The organism is Amycolatopsis sp. NPDC052450 (assembly GCF_044547565.1).
Classification (GTDB): Bacteria; Actinomycetota; Actinomycetes; order Mycobacteriales; family Pseudonocardiaceae; genus Amycolatopsis.
Window position 1 is genome coordinate 120,676 of record NZ_JBIUAQ010000009.1, and the last position, 15,094, is coordinate 135,769.

Sequence of the window (15,094 nt, forward strand, 5' to 3'; positions counted from 1 at the left end):
TCATGGTCCTGCTTTCGGGTGGTTCAGGGGACGCGTACGGCGGCGATTTGGGTCGCCTGTCCGATCAACCTGTTCTTTTCGTCCCAAAGCTCCGCGACTTCGTCCATCCGGTCGCCGCCGATCTCACCCGCGCGCATCCGCACCCGCACCGGGCCGGGTGCCGGGAGCCCGCGCAGGTACGCGGTGAACTGGACGGTCGGCGCCCAGCCCGCGATGCCGAGGTCGTAGGAGATCGGCGGCACCGGGTCGAGCGCCACGAGCAGGCTCACCGGATCCCAGTCGGTGCCGTCGGCGAGCCGCAGCCAGGACGAGATGACGCCTTTCCGGGACGGCTGTCCCACCGCGAAGCCCGCCGAGGCCGGGTCGATGCGCTGCTCGACGACGTCCATCAGGCCGATGCGGAACCCGCCACCGCCGTCGGCGGGTACGGGCAGGCAATCCTGCTCCGGTGGCATCTCGACCGGGACCACGCCGGACCACCACGCGTCGCCGCCGGTCAGGACGCCCTGGGTGATCAGGGCCTCGGTGCAGGGCGCGCCGTGCTGGCTCAGCCGTGCGCGCAGCTGGGTGAGGCCGCGGCCCTCGCGCAGCACCTCGACTTCGACGACCGCCGGACCGGGCTCGGGCGCCACCGAGAACGAGCCGCTGATCGCGGTCAGATGCGGATGCGAGGAGACCTCGGCGGCGGCCTTGGCGAGCACGGCGAGCAGGTAGCCGCCGTGCAGCTTCGTCCCGATCGTCCACTGTGGATCGAGTTCGGTGTCGAACACCGGGTCTTCGCCCCGGCGAAGCAGGGCGGTCGCGGTCTGGAAGTGCGCCATACCCAAAGCTGACACCGTCAAGTTGACGGTGTCAAGTCAAAGCTGGCAGCATCACGGCATGGGCGCGAAGCGGACGAAGGCGCGGCCGGGTGAAGGAGAGAAGCTGCGGGGCGAGATCCTGTCCGCCGCCGACGCCCTGCTCGGCGAGGCGGGGACCGACGAGGCGCTCACACTTCGCGCCGTCGCACGCCGGACCGGCGTCTCCACACCGTCGGTCTACGCGCACTTCCCGAGCCGAGATGCCTTGCTCGAAGCGGTCTGTCTCCGGGTTTGGGACGAACTCGGGCACCGGATGCGCGATCACGCCGCCGAGGTCGCCGATCCCCTGCGCGCGCTCAGCCGGTGCGCACGGGTGTACGCCCGGTTCGCCCTGGACCATCCGGTGCAGTACCGGGTGCTCCTGATGCGTCCCTCCGGCGGCTCGTCGCCCGGCGCGGTCGCGTGTTTCCGGTATCTCGCCGACGCGACCGCCGCCTGCGTGCGGGCCGGGATCCTCCGCGGCGAACCGGAAGTCCTGGCGATGGGTCTCTGGTCGGCGATGCACGGCTGCGTGAGCCTGCTGATCGCGCAGCCGGGATTCACTTGGCCGGAAGAGCCCGAGGCGCTGATCGACACCGTCATCCGGATGGCGGGACTCGGCACGGCGCTCGCCTGCCGCGTCCCGCGCGACGCCATTCCGCCGAGTGCCGTAGTGGCGGATGACCTGGACGAACTGGCGGCGGGCTGGGCGACATCGCGGCATCGGACTGGATAGGCTCCTCGCATGTCCGGGACCCCGACGACCGACGATCGCCTCCAGGTGCTCGAAGCCATCACCGATACGACCTTGGGTCACCTCGACCAGGAGAAGGTGATGGCCACGCTCCTCACGCGAGTTCGCGAGGTCCTCGGCGTCGACACGGCCACGGTGCTCCGGCACGACCCGGAGGCGCAGTTGCTGCACGCCGTCGCCGCGTCGGGTATCGAGGAGGAGGTCTATCAGGACGCCCGGGTCCCCGTCGGGGCGGGCTTCGCCGGCCGGGTGGCCGCGGAACGGCGTCCGGTGATCCTCGACCACGTCGACGCGACCACCGTGGTCAACGCGCTCCTGTGGGAACGCGGGCTGCGCGCCCTGCTCGGGGTGCCGATGCTGGCCGAGGACGAGCTGATCGGCGTGCTGCACGTCGGTTCCGTGACGCCGCGCGAATTCGACGAGACCGATATCGAACTGCTGCGGCTGGTGGCCGGGCGGCTCGCGCTGGCGTTGCAGATCGAGAACTCCACCTCCGACCGGGCGGCCGCGGCGGCGCTCCAGCGGAGCCTGCTGCCGGCGCGGCTGCCCGCTGTTCCCGGCTTGAGCTTCGCCGCGCGGTACGTGCCGGGTGCCGAGCCCGGGGTCGGCGGCGACTGGTACGACCTGTTCTCGCTGCCGGGCGACCGCCTCGGCATCGTGATGGGCGACGTCGCCGGGCACGGCCTCAACGCCGCCGTGATCATGGGACGGCTGCGCAGCGCGCTTCGCGCCTACGCGCTCGAATCGGACGATCCGGCCGAGGTTCTGTCCAAACTGGACCGCAAGGTCCAGCATTTCGAGCCGGGTGCGCTGGCCACCGTCGTGTACGGGCTGGTGTCGGCTTCGCGGGACAAGTTCGCGGTCTCGCTGGCCGGGCATCTGCCGCCGGTGCTCGCGGCGCCCGGCGGACCTTCGGCGTTCGTCGATGTCCCGGTCGATCCGCCGATCGGCGTCACCGGGCCGTCGCGCCGGACAGTGGAGCTCGATCTGCCGCCCGGCGGTGTGCTCGCCTTCTACACCGACGGTCTCGTGGAGCGCAGGGATCACCTGATCGACGTCGGCCTGCGGCGGCTCGCCGACGTGGTCACCGCCGAACAGCCCGGCGTGGTCTGCGCGCGGGTGATGGCCGCGCTCGTCGGCACGACGCCCGCGCAGGACGACATCGCCCTCCTCGTCGCCCGGCGCGAACCGAACTGAGTCACCGGACCGGGTGATTGGCGCGGACGTTCACGGCCGCGAGTTCAACGGTCCTGGCGATCCGCCGCTCGCGGGTCTCCGGCTTCTTCGCGGTCAGGATCCACTCCAGGATCAGCCTTTTCGACGACGGCGGGAACTTCTCGAAATGGGTGCGGGCCGCCTCGTCGGCTTCGAGCCGGGCACGCAGGTCTTCGGGGACGCCGTCGCCGTCCGGCACGACCTGCCAGCGGCCCTTCTCCTTGGCCAGGTCGATCATCGCCTGCCCGCGTTCGGTCATCAGCCCGTCGGCGATCAGGCGAGCGGCCCGCTCGCGGTTGACCCGGCTCCACGAACTCCGGGGATCGCGCGGCGTGAACCGCAACCGCGAACTCGTGGCGTCGTGCTTGCGGTGCAGCCCGTCGATCCAGCCGAAGCACAGGGCCTGCTCCATCGCCTCTTCGATCCGGACGCTGGGGACGCCGCTGCCCTTGTGCCGGATGACCAGCCAGACCTCCTTCTCGGTCCCGGCGTTCTCGGCCAGCCACGCGCGCCATTCGGCGGGGCCGGTGGCACTGAAGGTGGTCTCGTCCATGGCCGGGTTCCTTTCGCCGTAACGTCTGTGACCATCATCGGAAGCAAAGTGCTCACCGACTGAGCACTTTTCGAAGGGAGACGGCCTCGGATGGAGATCTGGGTGAACCCGGCGTGCTCCAAATGCCGTTCGGCGGTGTCGATGCTCGACGACGCGGGTGCCGAGTACACGGTCCGGAAGTACCTCGAAGAGCCGCCGACGGCGAAGGAACTGAAGGCCGTCCTCAAGCGGCTCGGGCTCGAACCGTGGGACATCACCCGCACCGCCGAGCCGATCGCGAAGGAACTCGAACTGAAGACCTGGGGACGCACCCCCGCCGACCGCGACCGGTGGATCGACGCACTGGTCGCCCATCCGAAGCTGATCCAGCGGCCGATCATCACCGCCGACGACGGCACGACCGTGGTGGGGCGGACCCCGGAAGCCGTGCGGTCGGTGCTGCCCGGCTGACCGCTTCAGGCCGGCGCTGTGCCGAGGTGGCCGTTTCGCGTGACTGGCTGGACGACACGCGTGATCCGGCGGACGACACGCGTGACTGGACGGACGACACGCGAGTCGTCCGCCTGAACACGCGTGTCGTCCGTCCAGTCACGTGTGTCGTCCGTCCAGTCACGCGAGACGGCCACTCGCGCACTGGTTCTGACCGTCCTTACCGCTCACGAGGGGTGAGCAGCAGGAGCGCCAGGATCACGACGGCCGCGCCCGCGAACACCGGCCGCAGCCCGAAAGCCTCCGCGAGCAGTCCCGCCGCCGCCGCGCCCAGCGGTTTGGTACCCCACGCGACGAGCCGGTGGCCGCTGGTGCCCCGGCCGAGCAGGTGGTCGGGGATGAGCCGCTGTCGCAGCGATACGACGACAACGTTCCACACCACGACTCCGGTCCCACCGAGGAAGAACACCGCGCCGATCACGTAAGGATTCGTGGTCACCGCCGGAATTCCGACGAGCGCGGCGCCGGTGAGCAGACTGAAGGCCAAGGTGCGGGATCGGCCGAGTGTGAGTTCGATCCGCTCCGCCACGAACGACCCCGCGAGACTGCCGACGGCGATGGTGGCCAGCAGGAAGCCGTAGGCCTGTTCCGTCAGGCCCATCGCTGAAGTGGGGCCCACCGCGTAGAGCACGAAGAGCGTGATCATGGCGCTTGTGGCGAAGTTGAAGCCGCCGACCATGATCGCCAGAATGCGGAGAATCCGGTTCTCCCAAAGGAAACGCAGTCCTTCAGCGAGATCTTCGCGCACGGTCGTGTCGCGTGTCCGCTCCGCGCGGAACGAACCCGGGACGAAGAAGAGCGCGAAGACCGCGACAATCCAAATTGCCGAGGGTGTCGCGAAGGCGGCTAAGGCGCCCGCGGCGACAAGGAAACCACCCAGCGGTGGCCCGGCGAACTCGTTGGCGGTGAGTTCGGCGGCGTAGAGGCGGCTGTTGGCCCGCGTCAGCCGGTCGCGGCCGACGATCTGAGGGAGGATCGCCTGCGCGGCCGTGTCGTGGACCGTTTCGGCGAGCCCGAGTCCGAGCGCGACCACGTAGAGCAGCCAAATCGACCTGAAATCCACCGCGATCGCCACGGCGAGCGCGGCGAGCAGGCCCGCGCGGAGCACGTTGGCGGTGAGCATCGCGCGGCGGCGGTCGACGCGGTCGGTGAGTACCCCGGCGTGCAGGGCGAACACCAGCCACGGCAAGGACGACACGAACGCCAGCCCCGCGATGAGTGCCGGCGACCGGGTGAGCTGGACGGCTACCAGGCCGAGCGCGATCTTGACGATCCCGTCGGCCAGATTCGACAAGCTCGACGCACTCCACAGCCGCCAGTAGGCGCTCCCCAGCGAGGTCATCGATCGAGAATCGCACATCGATTGAGAAAACTCCATCGATGTTTCTCTTCTCCATCGGTCGGCTACGCTCCGGTCATGGACGATCAGGTCGCCGCGAGGGTCGCGGACCGGCGGCGCGAGGCGACGGCACGTGAGGCGAAAGCGCTCGGACATCCCCTGCGGCTGCGCATTCTCCGGCTTTGCGGCGAGCGGGAGCTGACCAACAAGGAGCTCGCCGACCGGCTCGGCAAGGACCCCGGCACGGTGCTCTACCACGTGCGGCAGCTCGCCGAGGCCGGCCTGCTGGAGCAGGCACCCGTGCGCACCGGCGCGAGCGGGGCGCTCGAGAAGCCCTACCGCAGCGTCGGCAAGAGCTGGTGGCTCGATGGGCCGTTGAACGACGAGGACGAAGAAACCCGGTTCGGGCCGATCGAGGCATTCCAGGAAGAACTTCGCGAAGCGGGTCCGGGTTCGGTGCGGGTGGTCGAGCGATTCGCGCTGCACCTCTCGCCGGAGGAGGCCACCGAACTCGACAACCGCATCCTCGACATCCTCGACGAGTACATGGCTACCGACGGGCAGCGGCTCGACCGGCCCCTGCTCAACGGGATCTTCCTGCTGCACCGCATGGCAGAGTGAGGCCGAGCGGGTCGTGAGTGGCGATTCGGGTTAGGGCCAAGGGTGTCTTAGGTACCTACGTGGTTGAGGCTGCGGTTGATGTCAGGCCTCGGATTCGGTAATCGCCACGGTCACCCCCAGGCACCAGCAGGCACAGCGGCTGCGCGTGAAGTCCCCCTTCCCTCGGCTCAGCGGAGGAAACTCGGCCTTCACGCCTTCCCCAGGTACGTGCAGGACTCCAGTCGGGCGCTCGCGTGAGTGGTCGCGGTTCGTGGGGATGTCGTGAAGGGCCCCTTGGAGACGGTGAAGGTCTCAATGGGGCCCTTCACGACATGAGAGTTCGACGCCGGGCCGTGGGAAGCGCTGAAGAGCAGGGAATGGGTCCTTCATGTACTTCAAACCCGGCATCACGCAAGAAACGCCGCAGGTCAAGGAGTAGGTACCTAAGAGGAGGCTCGCCAGAACCCGAATCGCCACTCGCGACCCATTGGACCCGTCGCTCACTCGTGCTTTCAGGCCAGCTTGCGGAAGAAATCCCGGATGTCGCCGAGCAGGAGGTCCGGCGCGTCCTGGGTCGCCCAGTGGCTGCCGCGGTCGAATTCCTGCCACGAAACGATGTTCGCGTGGTCGCGCTCGGCGAAGCGCCGCAGCGGCCGGAAGTCGTAGGCGAAACTCGCGAGGCCGGTCGGCGCGGTCGTCGGCTCGCCTGCGTGCTCGGTGTGTTTGTCCTCGTAGTAGAACCGCGCCGCCGACGCCGCGGTGTTGGTGAGCCAGTACAGGGTGGCGTTGGTGAGCACGTGGTCGTCGCTCGTGCCCGCCAGCAGTTGCGCGCTCCAGGCCAGCTGCCCGGTCGGCGAGTCGGCGAGCGCGTGCGCGAGGTTCTGGGGGGCGCTTTCCTGGAGTTTCGCGTAGCCGGACATGTCGTCGTTGAAGGTCTGGAGGAACTGCATGTACTCCAGTTCCTTCTCGGTCATGCCTTCGAACTCCGCCGGGTCGCCGCTGGGGAACGAGAACAGCTGTGTGACGTGCACGCCGATCACGTGCTCGGCGTCGACGCGGCCGACCTCGGGGGCGACGAACGAACCGGCGTCGTTCCCGTGCGTGCCGTAACGCTCGTAGCCGAGACGGCGCATCAGCTCGGCCCAAGCCTGAGCCGTGCGGTACCGGTTCCAGCCCTTCTCCCGCGTCGGGCCGGAGAAGCCGAACCCGGGCAGCGACGGGATCACGACGTGGAACGCGTCGGCCGCGTCGCCACCGTTCGAACGCGGGTCGGTCAGCCGGTCGATCAGGTCGAGGTATTCGAAGACCGAGTTCGGCCAGCCGTGCGTGAGGATCAGCGGCGTCGCGTCCGGCTCCGGCGAGCGGACGTGCAAGAAGTGGATGTTCTGCCCGTCGATCTCGGTGGTGAACTGCGGGTACTCGTTGAGCTTCGCCTCCCACTTGCGCCAGTCATAGCCCTCGCGCCAGTACGAGACCAGACGCCGCACGTAGTCCAGCGGCACGCCGTACTCCCAGCCCGGCGTGACCGGTCCGCGCTGCACCCCGTCGGTCACCTGGTCGGCGGGCAGTTCGTTCGCCCAGCGGACGCGGGCAAGGCGGTCGGCCAGGTCGTCCAGTTCGGCCTGCGGGACGTCGATGCGGAAGGGCTTGATCTCCGTGTTCTCGTTCATAAGACCAAGGTAGAGTCCCATTAGGAACACCTCGTTCCTAATGGAGGAGCAGTCTGCAGAAATGTTGGAAACTTCGGCACGACTACTCCGTTTGCTCTCCCTCTTGCAGACTCCCCGTGACTGGACCGGCACCGAACTGGCGGAACGCCTGGAGGTCAGCGCCAGGACGATCCGCAACGACGTCGAGCGGCTGCGCGCGCTCGGCTATCCGGTGAACGCGACCCGCGGTTCGGTCGGCGGCTACCGGCTCGGCGCGGGTGCCGAGCTGCCGCCGTTGCTGCTGGACGACGAGGAGGCGGTCGCGGTCGCGATCGGCCTGCGCACCGCGGCGGGCGGCACCATCGCGGGCGTGGAGGAGACGTCGTTGCGCGCGCTCGCGAAACTCGAGCAGGTGCTGCCGTCGCGGTTGCGGCGACGCGTGAACGCCTTGCAGGCGTACACGATCCCGGTGCCGAGGGACGAGCCCGGTCCGCGCGTCGCCGCCGAGACCCTCACCGTGCTGACGGCCTGCTGCCGGGATCGCGAGGTGCTGCGGTTCGGCTACCGCGCCCACGACGGTTCGGAAAGTGTCCGGAAGGTCGAGCCCTATCGTCTCGTGAACTGGGGCCGCCGCTGGTACCTGGTGGCGTGGGATCTCGACCGCGGCGACTGGCGCACCTTCCGCGTCGACAGGCTGACGCCGCGCGTCCCGACGGGTCCGCGGTTCACCGCGCGTGAGCTGCCCGAGGACGTCACGGACCGGGTGCGGCGCGGCGTCTCGTCCGCCGCGTGGCGATACCGGGCCGACGTCACCGTGCACGCGTCCGCCGAAGAGGTGACCGCGCGGATCAACCCGGCCGTCGGCACGGTGGAGGCCGTCGACGCGAACACGTGCGTCCTGCACACCGGCGCGGACACCATCGAGACCCTGGCTGTCCACTTAGGACTACTCAACTTCCCTTTCCAGGTCACCGAACCCCCGCAATTAGTCACCTACTTGCGGGAGTTGGCCGACCGGTACCGCGACGCGACCGCAAGTAGGTGACGAATTGCGGGAACTCAGTGGGCGAAAGTGGTCAGGAAGCGGTCCCGGAACGCGTCCATCCGCCAGACCGGCGCGTTCCGGTCCGGGTTCAGGCCGTCCTGCCAGTTCCAGCCGGTGATCTTGTCGAGTACCGCTTTGTCCCGCGTGACCACGGTGATGGGCACGTCGCGATCCGCGCCCGTGCCGGCGACGATCGGATTCGGCTGGTGGTCGCCGAGGAAGACGAGCACGAGGTCGTCGTCGCCGTACGTCTCCACGTACGAGATGAGCGAGTTCAGCGAATAAACGATCGAGTCGCCGTACGCGCCGCGCACCTTGGCCGGGTCGGTGAACACCTCTTCGGGCGTTTTCCCTTGGGAGGGCATGGGATTGTAGATCGACCCGTCGCCGACGGCGGTCCAGTCGACCAGCCGGGGGAGCGGCGTCCACGGCCAGTGACTGGTGACCAGGTCGATCTCCGCCATCAGCGGCGGCCGGTCCGGCCTCGCGCGTTCGGCGCGCTGGAAAGCCGAAAGCGTGAACTGGTCCGGCATCGTGGCGTAGGAGAACGGCGGGCCGCGATAGCCGATGCCGCGTGAGTCGTAGTAGCGGTCGTAGCCGTAGACCTTGCCGTCCGGCCAGTCCTCGGTATGCGCCGGGACGACACCGACCGTCTCCCAGCCCGCGCGTTTGAACGCACCGCCGAGGGTGAATCGGTCCGTCTTCACGAAGTCGTCGTACCGATGCTGGCTGTCGACCCAGACGCCGGATTGGAACGTCGAGTGCGCCAGCCAGCTTCCCGCGCTCGTCGTCGGCGACGTCAGGAAGGCGCTGCGCGAGCCGTATCCGGCGTTCTTCAGCCGTGCGGTCCCGGCGTCGAGAACCGCGTCGACCTTGGGTGCGATGTCGGAGTCCTGGACGGCCACCCGCCCGTAACTCTCGACGAAGGTGAACAGGACGTCCTTGCCGCGCAACGCGTTCAGCAGCCCGGAAGGCGGAGTGTCCCGGAAGGCGTCGACGGCGACTTCCTCGGCGAAGGCCTCCCTGTCGCGGATACCGGCCCGGACCTGGCGGAGGTCTTCGTAGGCGAAGGCGACCGCGCTGCGCGACGCGAGCGGCTGCCCCGGAGCGAGTTGCGCGCCCGAGACCGCGCACACCATCCAAAGCACGCTGAACACGGCCGTCACCCTGGTCGACGTGGTGCGCCGCCCGGCCACCACCCGGCTCAGCCGCCGGACGGCGAGCGCCATCAGCACGATCACGACCACGGCGAGCAGCGTCAGCCCGGCGAACGACGCGATCGCGCCCGCCTGGCCGATCGACGTGCCGAGCAGATCGACGCCGTTGCCGAGCACACCCCAGTCGAACACCGGGTCGAACCGCCGGTTCAGCGCGAGCCCGAAGCCGATGTCGATGGCCTTGACCACGGTCAGGAGCCCGAGGACCGCGCCGGCGGACACCGCGACGATCCGCCTCGCGCCGTCACGCAGCATGAGCACGACCGCCACCCCGAGCAGCGCCTCCACCGGCAGCCGCACGAACGCCTCCGGCGTCAGCCCCTCGAGGTCCTTCGGCACGAGCAAGGCGAACAGCACGAGGACGGCGGACAGCGTCGTCGCCGCGCTGGACGCGATTTCGCGGGCTGTCGTCCGGTCGCCGGGCAGGCCGGCCAGGGCGGGACGGATCAAAGCCGACAAGGGCGTGTCTCCCGAACTGAGGCTTGCTGGTCGGGCGGGGACACGCGCGCTTCTTGTGACACCGACAAGGCGGGTTCCTTCCGGGGTGGACTGCCTTCATCGGGTTACACGGATGGCGGACCCCGGCGGTTCAGCCCGAGCGCCAGGTGCGCAGCGCCCACCACCAGCCGACGGTGTGCCGCACATGCGTGCCGCCGTCGTCTTCCGGCGGGTCGAGCGACGTCCCGGTGATCTCGCCGAGCCGGGAAAGCCGGTACCTGACGGTGTTCGCGTGGACGTGCAGTGCCGCGGCCGTCTGGTCGAGCCGCCGTCCGTGGTCGAGGTAGGCCAGCGCGGTCTGGACGAGTTGCTCGTGGAAGGGGTCGCCTGGCGTCAGCGCGCTCAGCAGGGTGCCTTCGAGCAGCGCGGCGAGCCCCGGCTGGGCGGCGAGCGCGGTCTCCACGGCCAGATCGGCCACCGCGTGCAGACCGCGGGAGCGAGTCGGCAGCGCCATCACGCACAGCGCGTGCATCGCGCGGACCTCGGCGAGCGGGACGGCGGGGGAGACCACCATGAGGACGTCGTCCCCGAGCGCCGACGCGGTGGGCAGCCGCGGCGCCAGCCCGGTCAGCCGTCCCTCGACCAGGCCGAAGACGCCACCCGTCGCGCCGAGCCGTCGCTCGACGACCATGGCCTGGTACGGATCGCCGACGTCGGAGAGCAGGCAGTGGAAGCGGCCGCCCGGGTTCAGCCCGGTGCTCGCGACCTCCTCGGCCGAAGGCGGCGTCGTGTCCCCGCTCAGCAGTCGCCGCAGCAGCCGGGCCCGGCTGTCGTGGACCGTCCGGGAGAGTTCGAGTTCGGCTTCGTGGTAGCCGGCGATCACCTGGCGTTCGAGCGCGCGGGTGTTCCGGTCGAAGTCCACCAGCGCCGCCAGCATGACGTCGTCCGGAACGCCTGCCGCCTTGCCGCGTTCGACGGCGATCTCGACCGCGCGGCTGCGGCCCGCCTGCACCCCGCGCAGCAGCGCGGCGAGCGGCACGCCCTGCGTGGCCCGGTCCGCGCCGAGGACGGCGGCCGCGGCGTAGTCCTGCTCCCCGGCCCCACCCGGCCGGTCGAAGGAGGCGAGGCCGGCGGCGAGCACGATCGCGACGTGCCGCCGGTTCTCGTCGACCGGCAACCGCGCCACTTCCGGCGACTCCGTGCGGGCGGCGCGGACCACTTCGTCGACGACGCCGGCGTCGGCCGCCATCGCGGCCAGCACGTCGTGGAGCGACCGGTGCGCCATCGCCACCGCCTTCCCGCGCGGATTGTGCCCGGTGCACAACGAAGCCGGCGGTCCTTGGCGACCGGCCCCTACCGAGGGTGTCCGGCCGGTTGGTTTCCTGTGAGCTACCGAAAGGTAACAGGCCCTCGCCGAAAGGTGCGCCCGATGCGGAAACGCCGGTTGCTGAACACCGTCCTCGTGACCTGCCTCGCCGTCGCGGCGCTGGGCTCGGTGCCCGTCGCCGGTGCGAGCGCGGCCCTGAGGCAGGTCCTGTTCGTGGGCAACAACTGGGAGGGGACCGCGGACGTCATCCGGCCCTCCGGCGACTACGCGAAGATCGCGCGCGTGAACATGGTGCCGGACAAGGAGGAGCGGCTCACCGAGATCTACCTGAACCCGATCAAGCTCGCGTTCTTCCTCGGTATCCGCAACGGCGTCGGCGAGGGGCACGACCAACTGGTCGACGACCTCTACACGACCCCGGACGGCCGTTCCGTCGTCGCGTCCCGCCCGAGTTTCGCCGACGTCGTGTCGATCGACCTCGCCACCGGCCGGGTCAACTGGCGCTTCCCGGTGTCCGGCTTCCGGTCCGACCACATGGCGGTGTCGCCGGATGGCCGCAGCATCGCGGTCTCGGCCTCGACGTCGAACACCGTCCACGTGCTGGACATCGAGACCGGCAAGCAGCTCGGCTCGTTCAAGACCGGCGACAAACCGCACGAGAACACCTACACCGACGGCGGCCGGTACCTCTGGAACAGCTCGATCGGCGAGGTGAACACCGCGCTCGACGCGCCGTGGCAGGACTTCACCAAGGGCGACCGGAAGCTCACCGTGGTCGACGCGAAGACCTTCCAGCAGGTCAAGGTGATCGACATGCGCCAGCGCCTGGACGCTTTCGGGCGCGGCGATCTGTCCGACGCCGTCCGGCCGGTGGCGTTCACCCCCGACGAGTCGAAGCTGTACTTCCAGGTCTCGTTCTTCAACGGCCTGCTCGAATACGACGTCGCCACCGACCGGATCACGCGGTCGAAGACGCTGCCGAAGAACCCGAACACGAGTGAGGACCGCACGACCTGGGTCAACGACTCGCGGCACCACGGGCTGTCGATGAGCCCGGCGGGAGACAAGCTGTGCGTCGCCGGGACGATGGACGACTACGCGACCATTGTGGACCGTGCGAGCCTGCGCGAGGCACAGCTCGTGACGGCCGCGAAGCCGTACTGGGCGACGGTGAGCGGTGACGGAAAGCATTGCGTCATCTCGGAAAGCGCGTCGGACCAGGTGACCGCGATCGACTTCGCGACCGGTGCGAAGGTCAAGTCCGTCCCGGTCGGCGACCACCCGCAGCGCATCCGGATCGGGCACGTGCCCGAAGGCTGGACGGGGCCCGCCGGCCGGTAGTCTTCGCCGGTGAGCGAAGCGATCTGGGCGGCCCTCGGTGCGACATCCCTCGAAGAGGTGCGGCGGCGGACCGCGGTGATCGACGCGATCGCCGAGATCACGCCGATCGCGGTGGACGGCGCCGAGCGGTTCGCCTGGAACGACGGTGGCGGGCAGTCGGCGGTCTGGTACTTCACGCCGGACAAGCAAGCGCTGCTGCTGACCTTCGACCACGAGTCGGACTTGAACCTGTACGCCGAGGAGGACTACTCGGTGCAGGAGGCGCTCTACGGCGGCGTCCCCGAAAACCTCGTCGCGCTGGTGCGAAACCGCCCCGAGAACTACGAATCCCTGAACCTCGTCGATGCCGAGACGGGGGCGGCGATCCACTACGCCGGTGGCGTGTTCTGGTTCGACGGAAAGGGATGGCGACAGGCCGAAGGCTTCCTGGAGCACTGCCGCCGGGAAGGCCTGGACCCGCTGAGCGAGTCGGGGTTCACCTACTGCGCCGGCCCCTACCTGTTCGGCGAGGAATTCACCCCCGAGGCGATCGTCGAGGAGCCGGGCCGCCGACGGCTGGTACGAAGACGACGACGCCGAACGGGAAAAGGCGCTGGCCGACATCCGGGCGATCTTCGCGCGGCTCGGCTGAGACTCCGCTCAGCGCACGATCTTGGCTCCGGTGTGGCACCGTTCGGGGAATGAGTCTGCGACTGGGTCCGTTGCTGCGCCACGTCGACGAGACGTCGGCGACGGTGTGGGTCGAGACCGGCACCGCGAGTGAGGTCGAAGTCCTCGGCACGACCGCGAGGACGTTCGAGATCCGGGGTCACCACTACGCCCTGCTCGTGCTGACCGGGCTCGAACCCGGCACCAGCACCGAGTACGACGTGCGCGTGGACGGCGAAAAGGTGTGGCCTCCGGAGGATTCCGGGTTCCCGCCGAGCCGCATCCGGACCCTGCCCGGGAACGAGTCCCGGGTCCGGCTCGTGTTCGGCTCCTGCCGCAAACCGCACGACGGCGACACCTTCGGCCCGGACGCGCTGGCCGCGTACGCCCGCCGGATGGCCGACGGCGAGGAGTCCGAGTGGCCGCAGGCGTTGCTGATGCTGGGGGATCAGGTCTACGCCGACGAAACCACCGACGAGACGCAGGAATGGCTTTCCCGGCGTCGTGACATCTCGAAGCCGCCCGGCACCGAGGTGACGGACTTCGAGGAGTACACGCACCTCTACCTCGAAGCCTGGGGCGAGCCGGTGATCCGCTGGCTGCTCTCCACCGTGCCCACGTCGATGATCTTCGACGACCACGACGTCCGCGACGACTGGAACACCTCGCACACCTGGCGCGAGCAGATGCGTGCGCAACCGTGGTGGCAGGAGCGCCTGCGCGGGGCGATCATGTCGTACTGGGTCTACCAGCATCTCGGGAACCTCGGCCCCGCCGAACTCGCCGAAGACGCGACCTTCCAGAAGGCCCTCACCTCCGGTGGTGACAACGCCGACCTGCTCGTCGCGTTCGCCGACGAGGCCGACGACGACCGCGACGGCACCAAGGGCGCGCGATGGAGTTACCGCCGCGACTTCGGCAAGGTGCGGCTGCTGGTCATCGACAGCCGGGCGGGCCGGATCCTGGCAGGCGGCGCCCGGTGCATGGTGGACGACGACGAGTTCGACTGGATCGAAAACAACGCCGCCGAAGCCTGCGACCACCTGCTCATCGGCTCTTCGCTGCCGTGGCTGCTGCCGCCGGTCATTTCCCATCTCCAGTCGCTCAACGAACGGGCCTGCACGCGCCCCGGATGGCGAGGAAGGCTCGCGGAGAAGATCCGGCAGGCGGGCGACCTCGAGCACTGGGCGTCGTTCCGCGACTCGTTCGACAGGCTTGCCGCTATGATCGCGCGAGAGGGGCGTGGGGAGGATCCGCCCGCCACCATCGCGGTGCTCTCCGGCGACGTCCATCACGCCTACATCGCCGAGGCGCGCTACCCCGAGCCCGTGACGTCGGCGGTGTACCAGCTGACCTGCTCGCCGGTGCACAACGCGATGCCGCGGCCGCTCCGGCTCGCGTTCGGCGCCACTTGGTCGGCCTCGCTGGCCACGCTCGCCCGCCGGTGGGCGGCGCGGGGCGGTGTCGAACCCCTGCCGGTCGACTGGCGGAAGACGTCGGGACCGCATTTCGGCAACGTGGTCGCCACGGTCGAGACCGCCGGCCGCTCCGCCGTCACGACGATCGAACAGGCCACCGGCGACGGGCTGATCGAGGTGGCCAGGCAGAGGCTGGCTTGACCCGGCCACGCGCTCGGTAAT

General features: G+C 69.5%; 14 protein-coding genes. 8 read left to right on the plus strand and 6 right to left on the minus strand.

Annotated features, from left to right (window positions below; translation table 11 throughout):
* Positions 1-23: 23 nt before the first annotated feature.
* Complete coding sequence (locus ACIHAO_RS17715; protein WP_396559008.1) at positions 24-836, minus strand: thioesterase family protein; 813 nt, start codon at positions 834-836, stop codon at positions 24-26.
* 43 nt (positions 837-879) lie between these two features.
* On the opposite strand from ACIHAO_RS17715, the gene ACIHAO_RS17720 reads away from it, so the two are divergent.
* Positions 880-1,575, plus strand: coding sequence for a TetR/AcrR family transcriptional regulator (locus ACIHAO_RS17720; RefSeq protein ID WP_396559010.1), 696 nt, complete (start codon positions 880-882; stop codon positions 1,573-1,575).
* A gap of 9 nt (positions 1,576-1,584) precedes the next feature.
* Positions 1,585-2,790, plus strand: coding sequence for a PP2C family protein-serine/threonine phosphatase (locus ACIHAO_RS17725; protein WP_396559012.1), 1,206 nt, complete (start codon positions 1,585-1,587; stop codon positions 2,788-2,790).
* Between the two features lies 1 nt (position 2,791).
* Here the strand turns inward: ACIHAO_RS17725 and ACIHAO_RS17730 are convergent, their stop codons facing one another.
* Positions 2,792-3,361 carry a YdeI family protein gene (locus ACIHAO_RS17730; protein ID WP_396559014.1) on the minus strand — a complete coding sequence of 190 codons (570 nt, stop codon included), beginning with the start codon at positions 3,359-3,361 and terminating at the stop codon, positions 2,792-2,794.
* A gap of 90 nt (positions 3,362-3,451) precedes the next feature.
* Between ACIHAO_RS17730 and ACIHAO_RS17735 the strand changes: the two genes are divergently transcribed.
* Positions 3,452-3,811 (plus strand): arsenate reductase family protein, encoded by a 360-nt coding sequence (locus ACIHAO_RS17735; protein WP_396559016.1) that lies wholly within the window; start codon positions 3,452-3,454, stop codon positions 3,809-3,811.
* 199 nt (positions 3,812-4,010) lie between these two features.
* Here the strand turns inward: ACIHAO_RS17735 and ACIHAO_RS17740 are convergent, their stop codons facing one another.
* Entirely contained in the window at positions 4,011-5,192 is a 1,182-nt protein-coding gene (locus ACIHAO_RS17740) for an MFS transporter (protein WP_396559018.1), read from the minus strand.
* A gap of 75 nt (positions 5,193-5,267) precedes the next feature.
* Between ACIHAO_RS17740 and ACIHAO_RS17745 the strand changes: the two genes are divergently transcribed.
* Entirely contained in the window at positions 5,268-5,810 is a 543-nt protein-coding gene (locus tag ACIHAO_RS17745; RefSeq protein WP_396559020.1) for an ArsR/SmtB family transcription factor, read from the plus strand.
* A gap of 491 nt (positions 5,811-6,301) precedes the next feature.
* On the opposite strand, the gene ACIHAO_RS17750 is transcribed toward ACIHAO_RS17745, so the two are convergent.
* Complete coding sequence (locus tag ACIHAO_RS17750) at positions 6,302-7,459, minus strand: epoxide hydrolase family protein (RefSeq protein WP_396559022.1); 1,158 nt, start codon at positions 7,457-7,459, stop codon at positions 6,302-6,304.
* 61 nt (positions 7,460-7,520) lie between these two features.
* Between ACIHAO_RS17750 and ACIHAO_RS17755 the strand changes: the two genes are divergently transcribed.
* Positions 7,521-8,483, plus strand: a complete 963-nt coding sequence (locus tag ACIHAO_RS17755) for a helix-turn-helix transcriptional regulator (protein ID WP_396559024.1) — start codon at positions 7,521-7,523, stop codon at positions 8,481-8,483.
* 14 nt (positions 8,484-8,497) lie between these two features.
* Here the strand turns inward: ACIHAO_RS17755 and ACIHAO_RS17760 are convergent, their stop codons facing one another.
* A complete protein-coding gene (locus ACIHAO_RS17760) occupies positions 8,498-10,159 on the minus strand; it encodes a sulfatase (protein WP_396559026.1) in 1,662 nt (553 codons plus the stop codon).
* A gap of 130 nt (positions 10,160-10,289) precedes the next feature.
* Positions 10,290-11,423, minus strand: coding sequence for a PucR family transcriptional regulator (locus ACIHAO_RS17765; RefSeq protein WP_396559028.1), 1,134 nt, complete (start codon positions 11,421-11,423; stop codon positions 10,290-10,292).
* Positions 11,424-11,567: 144 nt separating this feature from the next.
* Between ACIHAO_RS17765 and ACIHAO_RS17770 the strand changes: the two genes are divergently transcribed.
* The 3 genes from ACIHAO_RS17770 to ACIHAO_RS17780 are packed head-to-tail and all read left to right on the plus strand — an operon-like array spanning position 11,568 to position 15,073.
* Entirely contained in the window at positions 11,568-12,806 is a 1,239-nt protein-coding gene (locus ACIHAO_RS17770; protein ID WP_396559030.1) for a YncE family protein, read from the plus strand.
* Between the two features lie 9 nt (positions 12,807-12,815).
* Complete coding sequence (locus tag ACIHAO_RS17775) at positions 12,816-13,490, plus strand: hypothetical protein (RefSeq protein WP_396559032.1); 675 nt, start codon at positions 12,816-12,818, stop codon at positions 13,488-13,490.
* The gene (locus tag ACIHAO_RS17780) at positions 13,487-15,073 is read left to right on the plus strand and encodes an alkaline phosphatase D family protein (RefSeq protein ID WP_396559034.1); all 1,587 of its coding nucleotides are present in this window, start codon (positions 13,487-13,489) and stop codon (positions 15,071-15,073) included. Before ACIHAO_RS17775 ends, ACIHAO_RS17780 begins: the two co-directional genes overlap by 4 nt.
* Positions 15,074-15,094: the final 21 nt, after the last annotated feature.